The organism is Paenibacillus gyeongsangnamensis (assembly GCF_027533625.1).
GTDB classification, from domain to species: domain Bacteria; phylum Bacillota; class Bacilli; order Paenibacillales; family NBRC-103111; genus Paenibacillus_G; species Paenibacillus_G gyeongsangnamensis.
Genome location: NZ_JAQAGZ010000019.1, coordinates 154,300 through 168,833 on the forward strand (window position 1 = coordinate 154,300; position 14,534 = coordinate 168,833).

The following is a 14,534-nucleotide window of genomic DNA, read 5'->3' on the forward strand; positions in this document are numbered from 1 at the left end:
AGAGCGTTGTTTTCAGCCCGATTCGTTTATTTTCCAGTAGAGCCGGTAGAGCCGGAAGAGCTTGCGCCCGGGGTAGTAGAAGCACCGGTATCGCTTTTGCTTGAAGAGGAGCCGGTGGAACCGGTGCTCTCTTTGCTTGGAGCAGTAGAAGAACCGCTATCGCTCTTACTTGACGAAGAGCCGCTGGAGCCGGTGCTGCCTTTGCTCGGAGCAGTAGAAGAACCGCTATCGCTCTTACTTGACGAAGAGCCGCTGGAACCGGTAGAGCCGGTGCTGCCTGTGCTTGGAGTAGTGGAAGAACCGCTATCGCTCTTACTTGACGAAGAGCCGCTGGAACCGGAGCCGCCCGTGCTTGGAGTAGTGGAAGCGCCGGTGCTGCCGTCACCTTTACCGCTGCTGCACCCCGTCATTAATCCGAATACCAACATCGTGCCTAAAACCCATGCCAGTGCTTTCTTCATATTTCTAGTCTCCTTTCAGCATTCGTTCGTGGTTGTGTTTGATAAACTTGCTTTCCAAACACATAAATTAATATACAATAAAAAAATGATCATTCTATGATCAAAAAAAGTTCAAGATATTAAAAAAATGTTATCAAAATATGAAGGATAATTCTTATAAAGAAATATATGCGCCAAAATCCGCAAGCCGTAGACTCACGCCAGTTCGGCAGCCTTCGTAAAATAAGTTTTAGACTGATCCAATAAAAGAAACAGCGGCGGACTAAGACTTGAAAATAAAGTCTTAGTCCGCCGCTGCTGTTTCAGCCAGACCCCATTGCCAGACGCCACTGCCCGTTATTTGGATTCTTTCCATGAAGTGACATAGGATTCTACCGTTTGGCGTACCATCTGCCCAATATGAAGATAGGATTTATCGTCCAGATTGGCTAGGGAAAACCGAACAGACCATTCCGGACCCCGGAATCCGCCGCCATTCAGCAGCACGATGGAATGATCTTCCGCGAGACGGAAGAGGATATCGATCGGTAGATAATTCCTCTCCAGATAATCGGCAAATTCCTTCCCGTACGTAAGTTGAGCCCATTCCTTAATATCCAGCTCCGAATAATATGCGGCATCGTAAGGATCATGCCGAAGCTCAATTCCGAGCCCTTCATAGAGCAACTTCTGGCGTCTCCTGCAGATCTCCATCGTCTGCTTCTTATAGATATCCTCCCGATCCAGCAAAGCGTAGATGGACATCAATGTCATCTGAACTTGCTGAGGGGTCGACAGTCCTGCCGTATGATTCAATGCCACTTGACGACTATCGGCAACCATCCGATCAATGAATTTCATATCTTCCGGATGCTCCGTTAAGGCGCCATATTGACGCGCAAGACGCTCTGTTTCACAGGGTGGCAAATGCTTGATTTTTTCATCAAAAATATTATGTTCATGCACCGCAACGATTCCAAGCCGCCAGCCTGTCACGCCAAAATACTTCGAGAACGAATAGACGCCTATCGTGTTATACGGCATATCCGTCATCAAAGAGCGGAATTCATCGACAAACGTACAGTACACATCATCAGAAATAATCATAAGCCCTGGATTATGCCGGGTGACGATATCTTTTAAATGATGGACCGATTCCGATCTGATAGATACCGAAGGGGGGTTACTCGGATTGACAATGAACAGCGCTTTGATATTGGGATCCTTCAACTTCTCCAGCTCAGAGCGCGGATATTGCCAGCTGTGCGATCCGTCTTCCCTTAGCTCGGATGCATGGATCTCCACCGTATCAAAGTGATACCTCGGCAAGTGAGGAATCTCCAGATAAGGCGTAAATATCGGAACCATGATCGCAATTTTTTCCCCCGGACGAAGCAATGCATTCCCAATCAGGGTATCGAATATATAGCACATCGCCGCCGTCGCGCCTTCCACGGCAAAGAGATGGAATTTCCCAATATCTTCGTCCCCGTATACTTCTTGAATGATGTAATCATTCACCGCCTCTTCCATATGTCGGAGCATTCGGCCCGGTACAGGATAATTGTCTCCGATAATCCCGTCCACCAGCTCATGCACCCATGCATCTGGATCAAAACCTTGGGAGGTAATCCCGTATTCAACCGCCCTCTTCAAGAACTCCATCCCCGGATAATCTGCATATTGCGTAGAATACGCCTTAAATCGTTCATAGATGCCTTCCTTCTTCGCCATCCCTGCTAAATCACCGTCATTCCATACACGGCGCGCTTCCACAATAGCATATTGGCCCAGTGTAAAGAAGGCTTCGCGCGGCGTTGCTGCGATCCAATTCGGATTTCCACGGCCCGCATTCAGCATGATTTTCGTGCTTTTTTTCGCCCCCGCTTCCGCATAGCTGATTAATTTATCCTTAAGCTCAAAAGGACTCAGCTTCCCATAGGTTTCTTCCAATTTCCGACGCTGCAAATTATCCGTCATGCGTAGCTTCCTCCTTCGTATCCTGATGTGTCTATAATAAGCGACGATAATGGCTCCCCAGACCGTCAATTGAATAATCCCGACCGCATACGTAACCGGTATAACCCAGCACCGGTACCTGGCTCTTCGCGGCTTCCGTGATGGCGCCGATCACTGCCGTCGTTGTCTGCGCGCCAGCACAGGCTCCAAGCGTAATAGCGGGATGGAACATGAAAAAATACTTCCCTATCAGCACGCCCACGAGGAGCTGAATAAGCGACGCTTATTAAAAGGCTTTTATATGATTAGCCGGCACAGTTATATGAATAGGCCTTTGTTTGTTTTACTACTATTTTCACGCGGAGTGCTCGATAAAAAATAAAAGATGGTATGGGTGACATCGTCATGCCGTTCTCCCCCAAGAGCAAAGTTCGAACGTCGAAAAAAGTGCTTGTCCTATAAGGAATAACGTGTTTTCCTGTTCATCAGTATCGACATCCATTCTCCATCATAAACAACTCTCGGTAAATAGGTGCCAATAACGAAAGTGCTGGCAAAAAGAAAAGTAAAAAGAACCGGCGAGCCAGGCAGGCTGGGCCACCATCAAATGCAAAAATACACGGATTTCCACAGTATATAATCGGTTATTGAAGCGATGTGGCCCCAAAAAGCCAACATGGAAAGCAATATAGCAGAGAATCAAGGGCAACCATCATTGAAGCCGCTTACATATGGCGTTACAGCAAAAACCTCTCATTTAACCGTTTGATTCAGGTTTTACAATCGATTCAAAGCGGCGTATGATACATCTCAACAACATTCATTTTGAACTATTTCAACGCTTAATTCCCGCACAGGGAAACGGGGGACCCATTATGAAAGCTGTCTTTATCTTGATCGACAGCTTTAGGGGTGAGTCGCGGTTGCCGCCCATTTTGCAGCGGCTTAGGGCGCTCTCAAGCCCGAATCCGTCAGCTAACCCCGTATGCGGTTAGACCCTCTGGAGGTTCCGGCCGAACCTCTGTCTCTGGAGCATTTTAAAATCGGTTCGATGGAAATGTACCAGTTTGCTTTGCAGGATCTGATGAAACAAATTCACAACGCCGGTACGGTAAAACCCCGGATAGAAAACGGCATTATATTGGAACGTTCCTTTTTGATTGAGCAGTCCCAGGCTTATTTTTCCTTCTGAGAAGGATCAATCTAACAATTCGAGGGGTGGTCAAAATGATGATTGAGATGCAAAAATTAATGGCCGATGCTTACTTGCAATGCGAATCCGAGCTTTTGGAGCCGCGTTCCACGGAAATCGACGTGCGGATTAACCGCAATCATGCCTTCATTATCGTCAAAAGGATTCCGGCTACGGGACAGAAAACGTCCGACCTTATCCGATCCGCCGAGGATACGAACGGCATCAGAAAAGCATTCAGCGGCGTAGAAAGAAAGCAGTTCTACAGCATGTTGATTCATAAATTAACCGAGGTTACAGGCTGCCGGATTACGTCCGTTCAAACCGGCGTATCAGTCGATGCCGGAGAAAACATAGAGATGATACACTTTGATTGCGATCTAGAAAGCAAGTGCTCCAATGGATTTACTGGTTAACTTCGCGATTGCCGGAAATTCGCAGCATGCAGCACTTGAAAAAGCGGACGTACAGGTCTGGAGCCGTCCTCCTGTTCGCCGTTTTTTTGCTTTTGAGCATCAGTCGCGCCCGTGTGGTTCCCGGCGGTTCCTTTTCCGCAAACGGGCTGGTCATCATTCTTTGCTTCAGTGTTCTCCTTATGAACAGCAAGCAAGCTTTTAAAATAGCGTGTTTATCCGGATTGATTTTTTCTTGCTGTCTATTGGGTTTGGAATTACTGATCCGTTAGCATCTCACATTGGCGTTACCGACGATCAGAAAATTTTCATCGCAAACCGGAGGTATTCTGTAGTGTATATTAACAAGCAGGTGTTTCCTCTAAAACAGCTTGCCGCCATTATGTTGGGAACAGCTATTTTCGCTTTCGGCCTACATTATTTTGTTATCCCCAATAAATTGATGGAGGGGGGGCTTACCGGGATATCTTTACTGCTTTTTTATGCGTTATCGCTGCCTCCTTCTGTTACAACATTTTTGTTGAATATCCCTCTTCTTCTTCTAGGATGGAAATATATGGGGCACCAAAGAATGATTTATACCATATACGGTACTCTTTCCTTATCGGTATTTTTATGGCTGATGGAGATGGTGATCGGCCATGGTTGGATAGTACCGCTAGTGAACCCCGAGGATTATTTTCTAGTTACTTTATATGCCGGTGTTACAATAGGATTGGGTTTAGGTATCGTATTCAGGTTTGGAGGAACGACGGGCGGAGTCGATATCATTGCTTATTTGGGCAGCAAGTGGTGGAAGCTGAGCATGGGCCAGATTATTTTAGCACTGGATGCTTCGGTTATCGGTCTCTCCCTTCTCTATATTCCGAAGGAAAAGGTGCTTTACACGATTGTTGCAGTGTTTATTGCGTCGCGAATGATCGATTTTATTACGGAAGGGGCGTATGAAGCGAGGGCCTTTTCGATTATCACCCATAAGGGACAGGCAGTTTGCGAAGCGATCTCCCGGGAACTCGAACGGGGTTCAACTCTTATTCCCGCAAAAGGGGGATTCTCTTTGGAAAGTAAAGAACTCGTTTATTGCATTGTTTCCAGGCAGGAAATTGGACGCTTAGGTGAAGGAGGCTGACCCCCAAGCGTTTATCATTATTAGCAATGTACATGATGTATTGGGAAAGGGGTTCGAACGTGATTGAAAATGATACCATTCGCGGGAAATGAAAAAGCAGATCGATGATATATCTCATTAGGATTTCCGAAAGGACAGACGAATGATTGCATTCGCCTGTCCTTTCGAACGATTCGATGACCCACAGATAGAACGACAGCGACATGGTGCCGAAAATCCTTGGAAACAATGATTTATCTCTAACTTCGATTTTCTACATCATACTCCCTATTTCTTTGGTTTTCTATATAATTATGAAAAGTAAAGATCCAAGCAGCATTATTATAGATAATATATGTCTCTATTAGATGAATCCGTTTCCATTAGAGAATAACATCAAAAAATCGTTAATAAACTCCCGATTTCGGTTTTACTTTGCTTACGGTTCGGCGTATGATTCATTTCAATAACTTGATATTCTATTCAAAACGTTGAATTCCCGTACAGGGAAACGGGGGAACCGACAGAAACCGGTCTATATGATGGTTTCACGGGGTGAATCCTTACGCTTGCATCACAAGCGCCAGGTAGGGCATTCTCAAGCCCGAATCCGACAGCTAACCTCGTAATCGTATTGAGAGAGAACCGCAATTAGGCCTCTGCAGACGTTTATTAGCTGTGCAAGAAGCCCAAGAGCAGAGTTTCTCTGCTCTCGGGCTTCTTTTGTTATGTTTACCTTATATAAATGAGGAGAGTGGCAAGCATGTTGGAAATAGTGGATCCGTTACCCGTTTTGAAGGATATAAGATTACTAAACGGTAAGATCGGCTCAATGGAAGTGTTTCGATTTGATTGCGAACTGATCAAAATCCGTATCCCCGGGAACAGCTGCGATTGCAACTGCGGGCTACTTAAAATATCGAGCAAAGGCGTGTACGGCTGGGGAGAATATATTTTGCCTTATAATACAAAATCGTTCGACCTCGTCCAGTGGGCTTCCGTCTTTACGAATCTCAAAGGTCTCTCCATTCCCGAGGCCTTCCAATACATTCAAAGCAAAGACGCAGCATGGGGAAATATTAGAAGAGAACTAGCCGAATCTGCTTTGACAGATCTGGCTTCCAAACTTATTTCCCCACAAAAACACAAAGAATTGACAGTAGAGCGATCTTATTTAATGGAGCATTCCCAATCGTATTTTTCATTCTAATACTGAAGCATAACAAGGTGAATCTATGAATCAGGAATTGAAAAAACCATTGGGCCCTCTACTGCTTCAGGCGCTTCTGAAAAGCTTTATGAAGCTGAATCCAAAGCAAATGATAAAAAAACCCGTTCTGTTCGTATTGGAGAATGTAACGATACTGATTGCACTCATGATCATGTTTCCTGCATTTCGGTACCGAGCATCAGATAGGTTACAACATCATTGTTTGTTTGATTTTGCTTTTTACGATTCTGTTTGCTAACTTTGCCGAAGCGTTGGCCGAAGGACGGGGCAAGGCGCACGCAGACAGCTTGATCAAAAAAAGAAATATGCTGACAGCGAAGAGGGTCTGCAAGGATGGTTCATTCCAAGCCGTCGGTACCATTTGCAACTATGTCATGCTCCGCGGCGGGATTCTCCCAGCCGACCTTCAAGAGAAAAGCGACGCGATCGCCCGACTAGGCGGCACCCCCCTTGCGGTAAGCCTGAACAACCAGATTGTCGGACTAATCTATTTGAAAGATACGATCAAGCCGGAGGACAAGATCAGCATCGTTCGTTCTGAGCAAATGCAAGGGAAGCTCGTCGCCATGACCGGCGACGGCTTGAACGATGCTCCAGCGCTAGCCCAAGCCGATGTGGGAATTGCTATGAACAGCGGGACGGCTGCGGCCAAAGAAGCAGCCAATATGGTTGATTTGGATTCCGATGCCACGAAATATTGGATGTTATCTCGATCGGCAAGCAGTTGCTGATTACCCGCGGTGCCATTACGACTTTCAGCATCGCTAATGACTTCTCCAAATATTTTGCGATACTCCCCGCCATGTTCACGGGGGTTATCCCCGAACTTCAAGCGTTCAATATTATGCGGTTGCAATCGCCGACAAGTGCGTGCTGTCTGCGCTCATTTTCAATGCGGTGATCATCCCATTATTGATACCTCTCGCTTTACGAGGAGTCAAATACAAGCCTATGGAAGCGAATCGGCTCCTATTCCGTAATATTGTTATCTATGGCCTAGGGGGCATCATCTTTCCGTTTATCGGAATCAAGCTGATCGATATGCTCCTAAGTTTATAATGATTTTGCACAGAATCGAGGTCCACCATGATAAAGCTTTTGGCGCTGCGGATCGTAGCTATATATTTGTTGCTGGCTTGTTTGTTTCAAATCGGTTATATTGACGGCGTCTCTAATGTTATGCTCAGCATCGCGGGCATCCTCACTACCGCTGGTTTTCTTTATTTTGCGATTCGTCGTAACCTGGAACTCTTCAGCCGGAAGGAAGCAGTTTTCTGGAAACGCGAGGAGAACAAGCTACGTTCCACGCTGGAAAGCATCCAGGACGGTTATTACGAAACGAATATGGAAGGAAATTTGGTGCTTTTCAACCATGCTCTCGTCGACATATTGGGTCTGCCTGAAGACGAGCTGCGGGAACGTAATATTACGGAATTTATGAGTATGGAAGATGCTCGAAAGTTGAAGCAAACGAATCAGTGGGTATCCCATACCGGAACAGCGGTCAACTGTGTGGGGTGGGAAGTGATCCGCTGGGACGGCACACGTAAGTCCGTTGAAGGATCCATCGTACTGATTCGTGAATCGGAGGGCGGTAGACCGACAGGCTACCGCGGCATTATCCGGGATATTACAGAACGTAAAGATTCCGAAAGGATGCTTGAAGAGAGCCAGTACCGCTATAAATCTTTGTTCGACCATAATCCGGATCTAGTCTGTTCTATCGGATTCGACGGAACATTCACCACGATGAACCCGTCTACAGAGAAAATAACGGGATATTCGGCGAACCAGTTAATGGGCAGGACTTGGAGCCATCTGCTGGGTACGGGCAGTAAGCTCAGAATGCTTCGTTATTTTGTACGGGCAAAGAGGGGCATTTCCTCCAGCTTCGAAATATCTGTTCAGCATAAACACGGGTATAACGTAGATTTGCAAATCCGGCTCGTACCTATTATTATCGATAATCAGGTTGTTGGCGTCTTTGCCATCGGTAAAGATATTACAGAGCATAAACAAGCGGAAGAAACGATCAATCACATGGCTTACCACGATGCACTAACAGATTTGCCCAACAGACGGCTCTTTATCGAGCAGTTGACTTTAGGATTGGTGCAAGCTGAGCGAGGGAGTTACAAGCTTGCGGTAATGTTTCTTGATCTAGATCGTTTCAAATATATTAACGATTCTTTGGGGCATACGTTCGGCGATCGTCTGCTGCAAACCATTGCAGACAGGCTGCATCAATGTATCAGTACGACTGGAATGATCGCTCGAATGGGCGGCGATGAATTCACCATTCTGCTACCTGTCGTTATCGATGAAAATACCGTTGTGCAAACAGCTGAAAGCATCATAGAAGCGATCAACCAACCTATTCTGATCGATGGCCGAGAGTGTTCCGTCACAACGAGCATCGGCATTAGTTTATACCCCGATGACGGGAGCGACGCCCAAACGTTAATGATGAACGCCGATGCTGCAATGTATCGTTCGAAAGAGATCAACCGGAACACGTATGAGTTCTTTAACCCCGTCATGAGCGTTCAAGCGTCCGAACGGCTCGAGGTAGCACAAGAGCTTCACAAGGCGCTGGATAGAAATGAATTTGTGTTGGTTTACCAGCCTCAGTTGCATTTCGAATCGGGACAAATTACAGGTGTGGAAGCGCTTGTCCGTTGGCAGCACCCGAGACGGGGCATGGTTTCTCCTGTCGAGTTTATCCCTCTTGCCGAGGAAACAGGGATGATCGTGCCGATCGGTGAGTGGGTGCTGCGTACGGCATGCCGGCAAAATAAAGCATGGCAGGATGCGGGTTATGGTCCGATGCGTGTAGCGGTGAATCTGTCTGCTTATCAATTCAAGCAATCTAACATTGTGCAGAAAGTTGACGAGATTTTGCAGGAGACTGGACTCAAGCCGGAATATCTGGAGCTTGAGATTACGGAAAGCATCTCCATGCAAAATGCCGATTATGTTATCGAAACCCTTGATCAATTGAACCGGCTTGGCATCCAAATTTCTATTGATGACTTCGGTACCGGCTATTCTTCACTCAGTTATCTTCGGGACTTTCCGATCCATCGGTTGAAAATCGATAGGTCTTTTGTAAATGATATTACCGCCAGTGACGGTGACGCCGTCATAGCCGCATCCATTATTGCGATGGCCAGAAGCTTGAATCTGGAAGTCATTGCTGAAGGAGTGGAAACGGAGAAGCAATTCGAGTTTCTGCTCAGCAAGGGTTGCAATGAAATGCAAGGATATTTCATCAGCAAACCGCTACCGGCGGAAGCGATAACAGACCGGTTATTGATAAACAAGATAACCGCCACAGGACATACATTCATGCAAAACAATTGAAAATCCATTAGATTTTCGTTATTTTCCATCCTTGCTTAAAATTATTCCGACGTCTCAGCAGTTTCATGTTCACCATAACGAGAGCGCGGCCAATGCCTACGCGTTGTCTCATGCCGCCTGACAGTAATAACACCTCTATTCCAGATGATATTTTTTTTCTGAGATAGCATACAACTTCCGCCATACTAAACGGTTTAAAAGCACAACTATCAAGCACATAACAATAATTCCCCATATGATTTGGGGCCAATCCCCATTTGTTGTTGCCTGGGCGATAAACGAGCCTAATCCAGACGCTTTTAAAGTGTCATCTTTCCAAGATACAAGCTCGGAGACGATACTTGCATTCCAGGCTCCTCCACTAGCTGTAATACATCCTGTAACGAGAAACGGAAATATACTGGGTAAAATTAATTTCGTCCATATTTGCGGGCGGGTCAGTCGCAAAATAGCGGCGGCTTCTTTCAAATCAGAAGGAATAGCCATCGCTCCGGCAATCACGTTGAACAGGATGTACCATTGTGTACCCAACATCATGAGAGGAATGGCACCTATGTTCATGCTGACTCCAATTTTCAGATATAGAATCGTAAACAAAGGGAATGCCATATTTGCCGGAAAAGAAGCCAGTACCTGTACAATGGGCTGTGCAAACCTAGAAAGTCTAGGTTTCATACCGATAATAACACCTCAGGAACCGTCCATAGTACTGCGAAAACTGTTGATACGAATACCCGAAGGGCTGTTTCCAATCCGAGTACAACAACCCTAAGTAATTCATTCGAGCTTAGCTGCATGATTTCAAGAACAGCTTCATAGACATACTTGGCAACCAGCACGATGACAATGAGCCAAATGATCCAGATCACCAATCTGGACACAAGAGACGGCGGTTTAGGCCAATGGATGGATGGACTTCTTTTTCTGAAATTACTTGTTAAATCATGAAAGAAAGTTCCTACTGAAAGATTGACATACCGAATGAATCTCGCGCGTTTAATAATGTCATAAACCCAAGATTTCGGCACTTCATTTGCTTCTGATTGCTCATTCTTAAACTTCTGTGCCCAAGCGACAAGGGGACGCCAAAACAACTGATCTACAAGGCATATCAAGATGACAATGGTGATAATAGAATATACAATGGCCTTTACATCACCTTGGTCAGCGGCCATTGCCATGTACGAGCCGATCCCAGGCAAATGAATATTTTGATTCAACACGCTGATCGATTCGCTTGCCGCGAGAAAGAACCAACCTCCGCCAAATGACATCATGCTGTTCCAAACTAATCCGATCATGGAGAAAGGAACTTCGAGTTTTGTAAATCGAGACCATACACCGAGACGATGAATATTTGCAGCTTCGTTTAAAGGACGTGGAATCGTCGCAAGTGAGTGATAAAAACTGAATGTCATGTTCCAAACCTGACCCGTAAAAATAGCAAAAATCGAAGCACATTCAACACCAAGCAAACTCCCGGGAAATAAAGCCATGAACATCAACACGGTTACCGAAAGGAAACCTAACACCGGTACTGACTGCAAGATGTCGATGGCAGGAATCATGATTTTTTCAGCAATGCGGTTATAAGGTAAGTCCACGAACCTTAGCGTTCTGCCGGCTGTAGTCAATCCAAAAGGCTTCTTCGCACACTCGGATCACGCGTACAGTGGTTCGTTCCTGGCTGCACTTGGATTTAACGATCCGGTCAAAAACAATACGGCTTATCCACAGCTAACCCTGGAACAGCTGGCCGAAACGAACCCGCAGGTGTTATTCCTGATGCCGACGGATAAAGAAACGATCATCAAGCAATGGGAAACGAACCCTGTTTGGAAAAAGATCGACGCTGTCGCGAACAACAAAGTGTTCACTGTCGAACGCCGCGACTGGTCTTTATCCCGCGGGTTGCTCGGTTCTGAGAAAATGCTTGAGGATATTGTGAAAAATTTGGGAGAATAACGGCATGACGAAACCCAATCGATACGGAAAGCAGAGCCTAGAGCGGTCTCTGCTCTTCCTTTTTTCTATATCTAGCCTGTTATTGATCATTGGCCTCATCAGCAGCTTAAAATGGGGGCAAGCACCTGTTTCATGGTCAACGTTATACGAGGCCGTGACATTTCAGGGGCATGATAAAGCCCACTTGTACATCCAAACGCTGCGGCTGCCACGCGCATTGATGGCTTGTATTGCCGGGGCTCAGCTGGCGCTGGCAGGGCTTCTTACCCAGCTGACAACCAAAAACCCACTCGCCTCGCCGCACATCTTCGGCATCAATGCCGGAGCGGCCTTCGCCGTCGTGCTCGGCCTGATCGCCGTGCCCGGGTTTACGAATACGGGCTCCATTTTGTTTGCTTTTGCAGGGGTGGCGTTAGGCGCTGCACTGGTCTGGTCGCTTGCCGGAAATGGCCGTCAGCAATACATCCGTTTAGCTTTAGCGGGCATCACCATTCATTTCCTGCTCGCTTCCCTTACGGAAGGGCTCATTATCTTCAATCAACAGGCCACCGACAGCATGATCTTCTGGCTTGTCGGCTCGCTGAGCCATATCACTTGGAAGGAGATCGGTTTCATCCTTCCTTTCTTCATCAGCGGGCTGCTGCTGTTTGCGCTGATGCTCCCTTCATTTCGCTTATTGCTGGTCGATGATGAAATCGCAGCCGGACTAGGTCAGCGTGTTGCGCTCGTGCGCGCCGTCAGCATACTGCTCGTTATCGTTCTCGCCGGGTCGGCAGTCGCTCTGTGCGGGCCTATCGGGTTTGTCTGCCTGATTGTCCCCCACATCGCACGCGCTTTGGCCGGCAGCAATCTTGCCGTTCTGGCGCCGCTCACGGCGCTGCTTGGGGGCGCACTTCTCGTATATGCCGATTTCATCGGCCGGTTCGTCGCTTTTCCTTACGAATCCCCCGTAGGCATCATTACGGCGGCGATCGGCGCCCCTTTCTTTATAAGCAAGGGGGTGCAACGTCGCGATGAGGAGAAAGAGCCTCTCACTAGCTGCCGCTTTCCTAGTGCTGATTGCTTTAGCCATGCTGTCCATTCGCGTGGGCGCTGTGCCGGTTCCATTCCATGACGTTTGGGCCAGCTTGCTGAATCAGAGCAACAAGTCTTTTTTTATTGTTCATGAGGTTCGTTTGCCCCGAATCGTCATTGGCATTCTGGCCGGATTCGGCCTGGCTGTCGGGGGCGTCATTTTGCAGAGCATTTTGCGGAATCCGCTGGCCAGTCCCGACGTCATCGGCATGACCAAGGGCGCAGGATTTACGGCGGCGGCCGTCATCTTTTTATTTCCCAAAGCGCCCGGCTACCTGCTGCCGGTTGCCGCGTTTGCCGGAGCGTTCGCCGCTTTCATCGCCTTGCTGCTGCTGAGCAAGCGGATGACGCTGCGCCCCGCTGTTCTTGCCTTGGTCGGCGTTGCCGTCGGCACCGTCTTTCAAGCCGGGACGCAGTACTTGATCATCAGGAATCCCAGCGATATCAACATGGCGCTGCTCTGGATGTCCGGCAGCTTGTGGAGCCGACGCTGGAGCCACGTCTACGCGCTCCTGCCGTGGATCGCCGTGCTCGTGCCGCTGGCGTGGCGGTATTTCGCCAAGTTGAATATCTTACAGCTTGGTGACGAGCTGGCCGCCTCCCTCGGCGTGAGCCTCGCAAGGCAGCGATTCTGGCTACTCCTCCTTGCGGTCGCGCTGGCCGGCATTTCCGTATCGGCCGTCGGCGCGATCGGCTTCATCGGCCTTATCGCGCCGCATATCGCGCGCAGCCTCGTCGGTAGCCGGCATCAGTGGCTCATCCCTCGACGAGCTTGACCGGTTTGCGATTGAAGGCTACGGAGCTTATGCTGCCATGAAAGGCGCAATCGAAATATTGACGAAGTATATGGCCAAAGAATGGGGACGCAGAGGCATTCGGGTCAATGCGGTTGCCCCGGGAGCGATCGCTACAGATTTCGGCGGGGGCGCATTGAGGGACAATCAGGGGAGAAGGGACTTTATAGGTTCGCAGACGGCGTTAGGCAGGGTCGGGGAAGCCGACGATATCGGCGGTGAACTCTAAAACGATGTACCGGCCAACGCAAAAGGCGCTTGATTTGTTTCCGGTCGTCTTTGCCATTATGCACTGGGGCCTTAAATACAACCCAAATACCGATATGAGCATTCCGATCATGCAGGAACTTAAAGCAAACGAAAAAGGGCTGGAGCAGCGCCTTTTGCGGAATTTCGACGATATTACATTTTGATTCAATTTGGTATGACTCTAAGAGAGTTATTTGTTTCTTTCGTGTGGAAAAGACACGCAGTTACGAGCATGTTCTTTTTATTTACTTTGGTATTTTCGTATTCCTTGCTATCTAAAAAACGAAATCAAGCCAAATAATGTTGCAGATACTTTGTAGCAACACCGTTAAAGCAGTCATTCCATTTCTTCAAACGGCTGTGGTAACTGTTGACATTTTATGGTACACGCCTTTCACACGCTGTTTCCCATCGGACTTGAAACGGTAATGAACCAAACCTTTTCTCATTCGCATATGAGCTGAATGCCCTCCACGAATCGGTACAAAGCACGTTTGTATTCGGTTTGATTCAATCGATTTGTTTTTCTTATCAGCCTGATTCGTTCACCTAAAGAAGATGTCATAAATATCCCCCTAAAAATAAGAGAAGTCCCGATGAGGCCATTTTCACCGGGACTTCTCTTAGAAGTTATTTTACAACTTTCCGAACCGCATTATTTTGAACAGAACAATTCTTTATTATATTTATTTTTGGAGAACAACACTTTATTGTTGAGACCAATACTTTATTGTAATGAGTCAAAA

Annotated in this window: 16 protein-coding genes, 2 pseudogenes and 2 riboswitches; of the genes and pseudogenes, 13 read left to right on the forward strand and 5 right to left on the reverse strand. The window is 47.3% G+C overall.

Annotated elements, in window-relative coordinates; translation table 11 throughout:
• The first annotated feature begins 6 nt into the window (after nucleotides 1-6).
• On the forward strand, nucleotides 7-561 hold the full coding sequence (locus O9H85_RS26105) for a hypothetical protein (protein ID WP_269884348.1): 555 nt from the start codon (nucleotides 7-9) through the stop codon (nucleotides 559-561).
• 236 nt (nucleotides 562-797) lie between these two features.
• On the opposite strand, the gene aspD is transcribed toward O9H85_RS26105, so the two are convergent.
• Nucleotides 798-2,420, reverse strand: a complete 1,623-nt coding sequence (gene aspD, locus O9H85_RS26110) for an aspartate 4-decarboxylase (RefSeq protein WP_269884349.1) — start codon at nucleotides 2,418-2,420, stop codon at nucleotides 798-800.
• Nucleotides 2,421-2,451: 31 nt separating this feature from the next.
• The gene (locus tag O9H85_RS26115; RefSeq protein ID WP_269884350.1) at nucleotides 2,452-2,631 is read right to left on the reverse strand and encodes an aspartate-alanine antiporter-like transporter; all 180 of its coding nucleotides are present in this window, start codon (nucleotides 2,629-2,631) and stop codon (nucleotides 2,452-2,454) included.
• Between the two features lie 597 nt (nucleotides 2,632-3,228).
• Nucleotides 3,229-3,403, forward strand: a riboswitch (cyclic di-AMP (ydaO/yuaA leader).
• 223 nt (nucleotides 3,404-3,626) lie between these two features.
• Between O9H85_RS26115 and O9H85_RS26120 the strand changes: the two genes are divergently transcribed.
• The 7 genes and pseudogenes from O9H85_RS26120 to O9H85_RS26145 all read left to right on the forward strand — a co-directional run bounded on the left by O9H85_RS26120 (nucleotide 3,627) and on the right by O9H85_RS26145 (nucleotide 9,706).
• Nucleotides 3,627-4,007 carry a hypothetical protein gene (locus O9H85_RS26120; RefSeq protein ID WP_269884351.1) on the forward strand — a complete coding sequence of 127 codons (381 nt, stop codon included), beginning with the start codon at nucleotides 3,627-3,629 and terminating at the stop codon, nucleotides 4,005-4,007.
• Nucleotides 3,991-4,209, forward strand: coding sequence for a hypothetical protein (locus O9H85_RS26125; RefSeq protein WP_269884352.1), 219 nt, complete (start codon nucleotides 3,991-3,993; stop codon nucleotides 4,207-4,209). The genes O9H85_RS26120 and O9H85_RS26125 overlap by 17 nt, the downstream gene beginning before the upstream one ends.
• A gap of 129 nt (nucleotides 4,210-4,338) precedes the next feature.
• A complete protein-coding gene (locus tag O9H85_RS26130; RefSeq protein ID WP_333474268.1) occupies nucleotides 4,339-5,133 on the forward strand; it encodes a YitT family protein in 795 nt (264 codons plus the stop codon).
• On the forward strand, nucleotides 5,120-5,200 hold the full coding sequence (locus tag O9H85_RS37550; protein WP_333474272.1) for a DUF2179 domain-containing protein: 81 nt from the start codon (nucleotides 5,120-5,122) through the stop codon (nucleotides 5,198-5,200). The genes O9H85_RS26130 and O9H85_RS37550 overlap by 14 nt, the downstream gene beginning before the upstream one ends.
• Nucleotides 5,201-5,591: 391 nt before the next feature.
• Nucleotides 5,592-5,760, forward strand: a riboswitch (cyclic di-AMP (ydaO/yuaA leader).
• A gap of 115 nt (nucleotides 5,761-5,875) precedes the next feature.
• Nucleotides 5,876-6,322 carry a hypothetical protein gene (locus O9H85_RS26135; protein ID WP_269884353.1) on the forward strand — a complete coding sequence of 149 codons (447 nt, stop codon included), beginning with the start codon at nucleotides 5,876-5,878 and terminating at the stop codon, nucleotides 6,320-6,322.
• Nucleotides 6,323-6,690: 368 nt separating this feature from the next.
• Nucleotides 6,691-7,402, forward strand: a pseudogene (locus O9H85_RS26140) (HAD-IC family P-type ATPase); the annotation flags it as partial.
• Nucleotides 7,403-7,429: 27 nt separating this feature from the next.
• The gene (locus O9H85_RS26145; RefSeq protein WP_269884354.1) at nucleotides 7,430-9,706 is read left to right on the forward strand and encodes a sensor domain-containing protein; all 2,277 of its coding nucleotides are present in this window, start codon (nucleotides 7,430-7,432) and stop codon (nucleotides 9,704-9,706) included.
• Between the two features lie 135 nt (nucleotides 9,707-9,841).
• Here the strand turns inward: O9H85_RS26145 and O9H85_RS26150 are convergent, their stop codons facing one another.
• Nucleotides 9,842-10,381, reverse strand: a complete 540-nt coding sequence (locus tag O9H85_RS26150; protein ID WP_269884355.1) for an ABC transporter permease subunit — start codon at nucleotides 10,379-10,381, stop codon at nucleotides 9,842-9,844.
• Entirely contained in the window at nucleotides 10,378-11,310 is a 933-nt protein-coding gene (locus O9H85_RS26155; protein ID WP_269884356.1) for an ABC transporter permease subunit, read from the reverse strand. Before O9H85_RS26155 ends, O9H85_RS26150 begins: the two co-directional genes overlap by 4 nt.
• Before the next feature lie 13 nt (nucleotides 11,311-11,323).
• Here O9H85_RS26155 and O9H85_RS26160 point away from each other — a divergent pair, with 13 nt between their 5' ends.
• The 5 genes from O9H85_RS26160 to O9H85_RS26180 are packed head-to-tail and all read left to right on the forward strand — an operon-like array spanning nucleotide 11,324 to nucleotide 13,952.
• A complete protein-coding gene (locus tag O9H85_RS26160) occupies nucleotides 11,324-11,671 on the forward strand; it encodes an ABC transporter substrate-binding protein (protein ID WP_269884384.1) in 348 nt (115 codons plus the stop codon).
• A gap of 4 nt (nucleotides 11,672-11,675) precedes the next feature.
• A complete protein-coding gene (locus O9H85_RS26165) occupies nucleotides 11,676-12,785 on the forward strand; it encodes a FecCD family ABC transporter permease (RefSeq protein ID WP_269884357.1) in 1,110 nt (369 codons plus the stop codon).
• Complete coding sequence (locus tag O9H85_RS26170; RefSeq protein WP_269884358.1) at nucleotides 12,724-13,521, forward strand: FecCD family ABC transporter permease; 798 nt, start codon at nucleotides 12,724-12,726, stop codon at nucleotides 13,519-13,521. Before O9H85_RS26165 ends, O9H85_RS26170 begins: the two co-directional genes overlap by 62 nt.
• A 10-nt stretch (nucleotides 13,522-13,531) precedes the next feature.
• Nucleotides 13,532-13,768, forward strand: coding sequence for an SDR family oxidoreductase (locus O9H85_RS26175; RefSeq protein WP_269884385.1), 237 nt, complete (start codon nucleotides 13,532-13,534; stop codon nucleotides 13,766-13,768).
• A 4-nt stretch (nucleotides 13,769-13,772) separates the two neighbouring features.
• Nucleotides 13,773-13,952 (forward strand): hypothetical protein, encoded by a 180-nt coding sequence (locus O9H85_RS26180; protein ID WP_269884359.1) that lies wholly within the window; start codon nucleotides 13,773-13,775, stop codon nucleotides 13,950-13,952.
• 1 nt (nucleotide 13,953) lies between these two features.
• Here the strand turns inward: O9H85_RS26180 and O9H85_RS26185 are convergent.
• A pseudogene (locus tag O9H85_RS26185) lies at nucleotides 13,954-14,286 on the reverse strand (transposase); the annotation flags it as partial.
• Between the last annotated feature and the right edge of the window lie 248 nt (nucleotides 14,287-14,534).

Coding starts and splice junctions, on each gene's coding strand:
- O9H85_RS26120 (WP_269884351.1), top strand. CDS start 3,627: ATGATGATTGAGATGCAAAAATTAATGGCCGATGCTTACTTGCAATGC.
- O9H85_RS26125 (WP_269884352.1), top strand. CDS start 3,991: ATGGATTTACTGGTTAACTTCGCGATTGCCGGAAATTCGCAGCATGCA.
- O9H85_RS26150 (WP_269884355.1), bottom strand. CDS start 10,381: ATGAAACCTAGACTTTCTAGGTTTGCACAGCCCATTGTACAGGTACTG.
- O9H85_RS26135 (WP_269884353.1), top strand. CDS start 5,876: ATGTTGGAAATAGTGGATCCGTTACCCGTTTTGAAGGATATAAGATTA.
- aspD (WP_269884349.1), bottom strand. CDS start 2,420: ATGACGGATAATTTGCAGCGTCGGAAATTGGAAGAAACCTATGGGAAG.
- O9H85_RS26145 (WP_269884354.1), top strand. CDS start 7,430: ATGATAAAGCTTTTGGCGCTGCGGATCGTAGCTATATATTTGTTGCTG.
- O9H85_RS26115 (WP_269884350.1), bottom strand. CDS start 2,631: ATGTTCCATCCCGCTATTACGCTTGGAGCCTGTGCTGGCGCGCAGACA.
- O9H85_RS26180 (WP_269884359.1), top strand. CDS start 13,773: ATGTACCGGCCAACGCAAAAGGCGCTTGATTTGTTTCCGGTCGTCTTT.
- O9H85_RS26165 (WP_269884357.1), top strand. CDS start 11,676: ATGACGAAACCCAATCGATACGGAAAGCAGAGCCTAGAGCGGTCTCTG.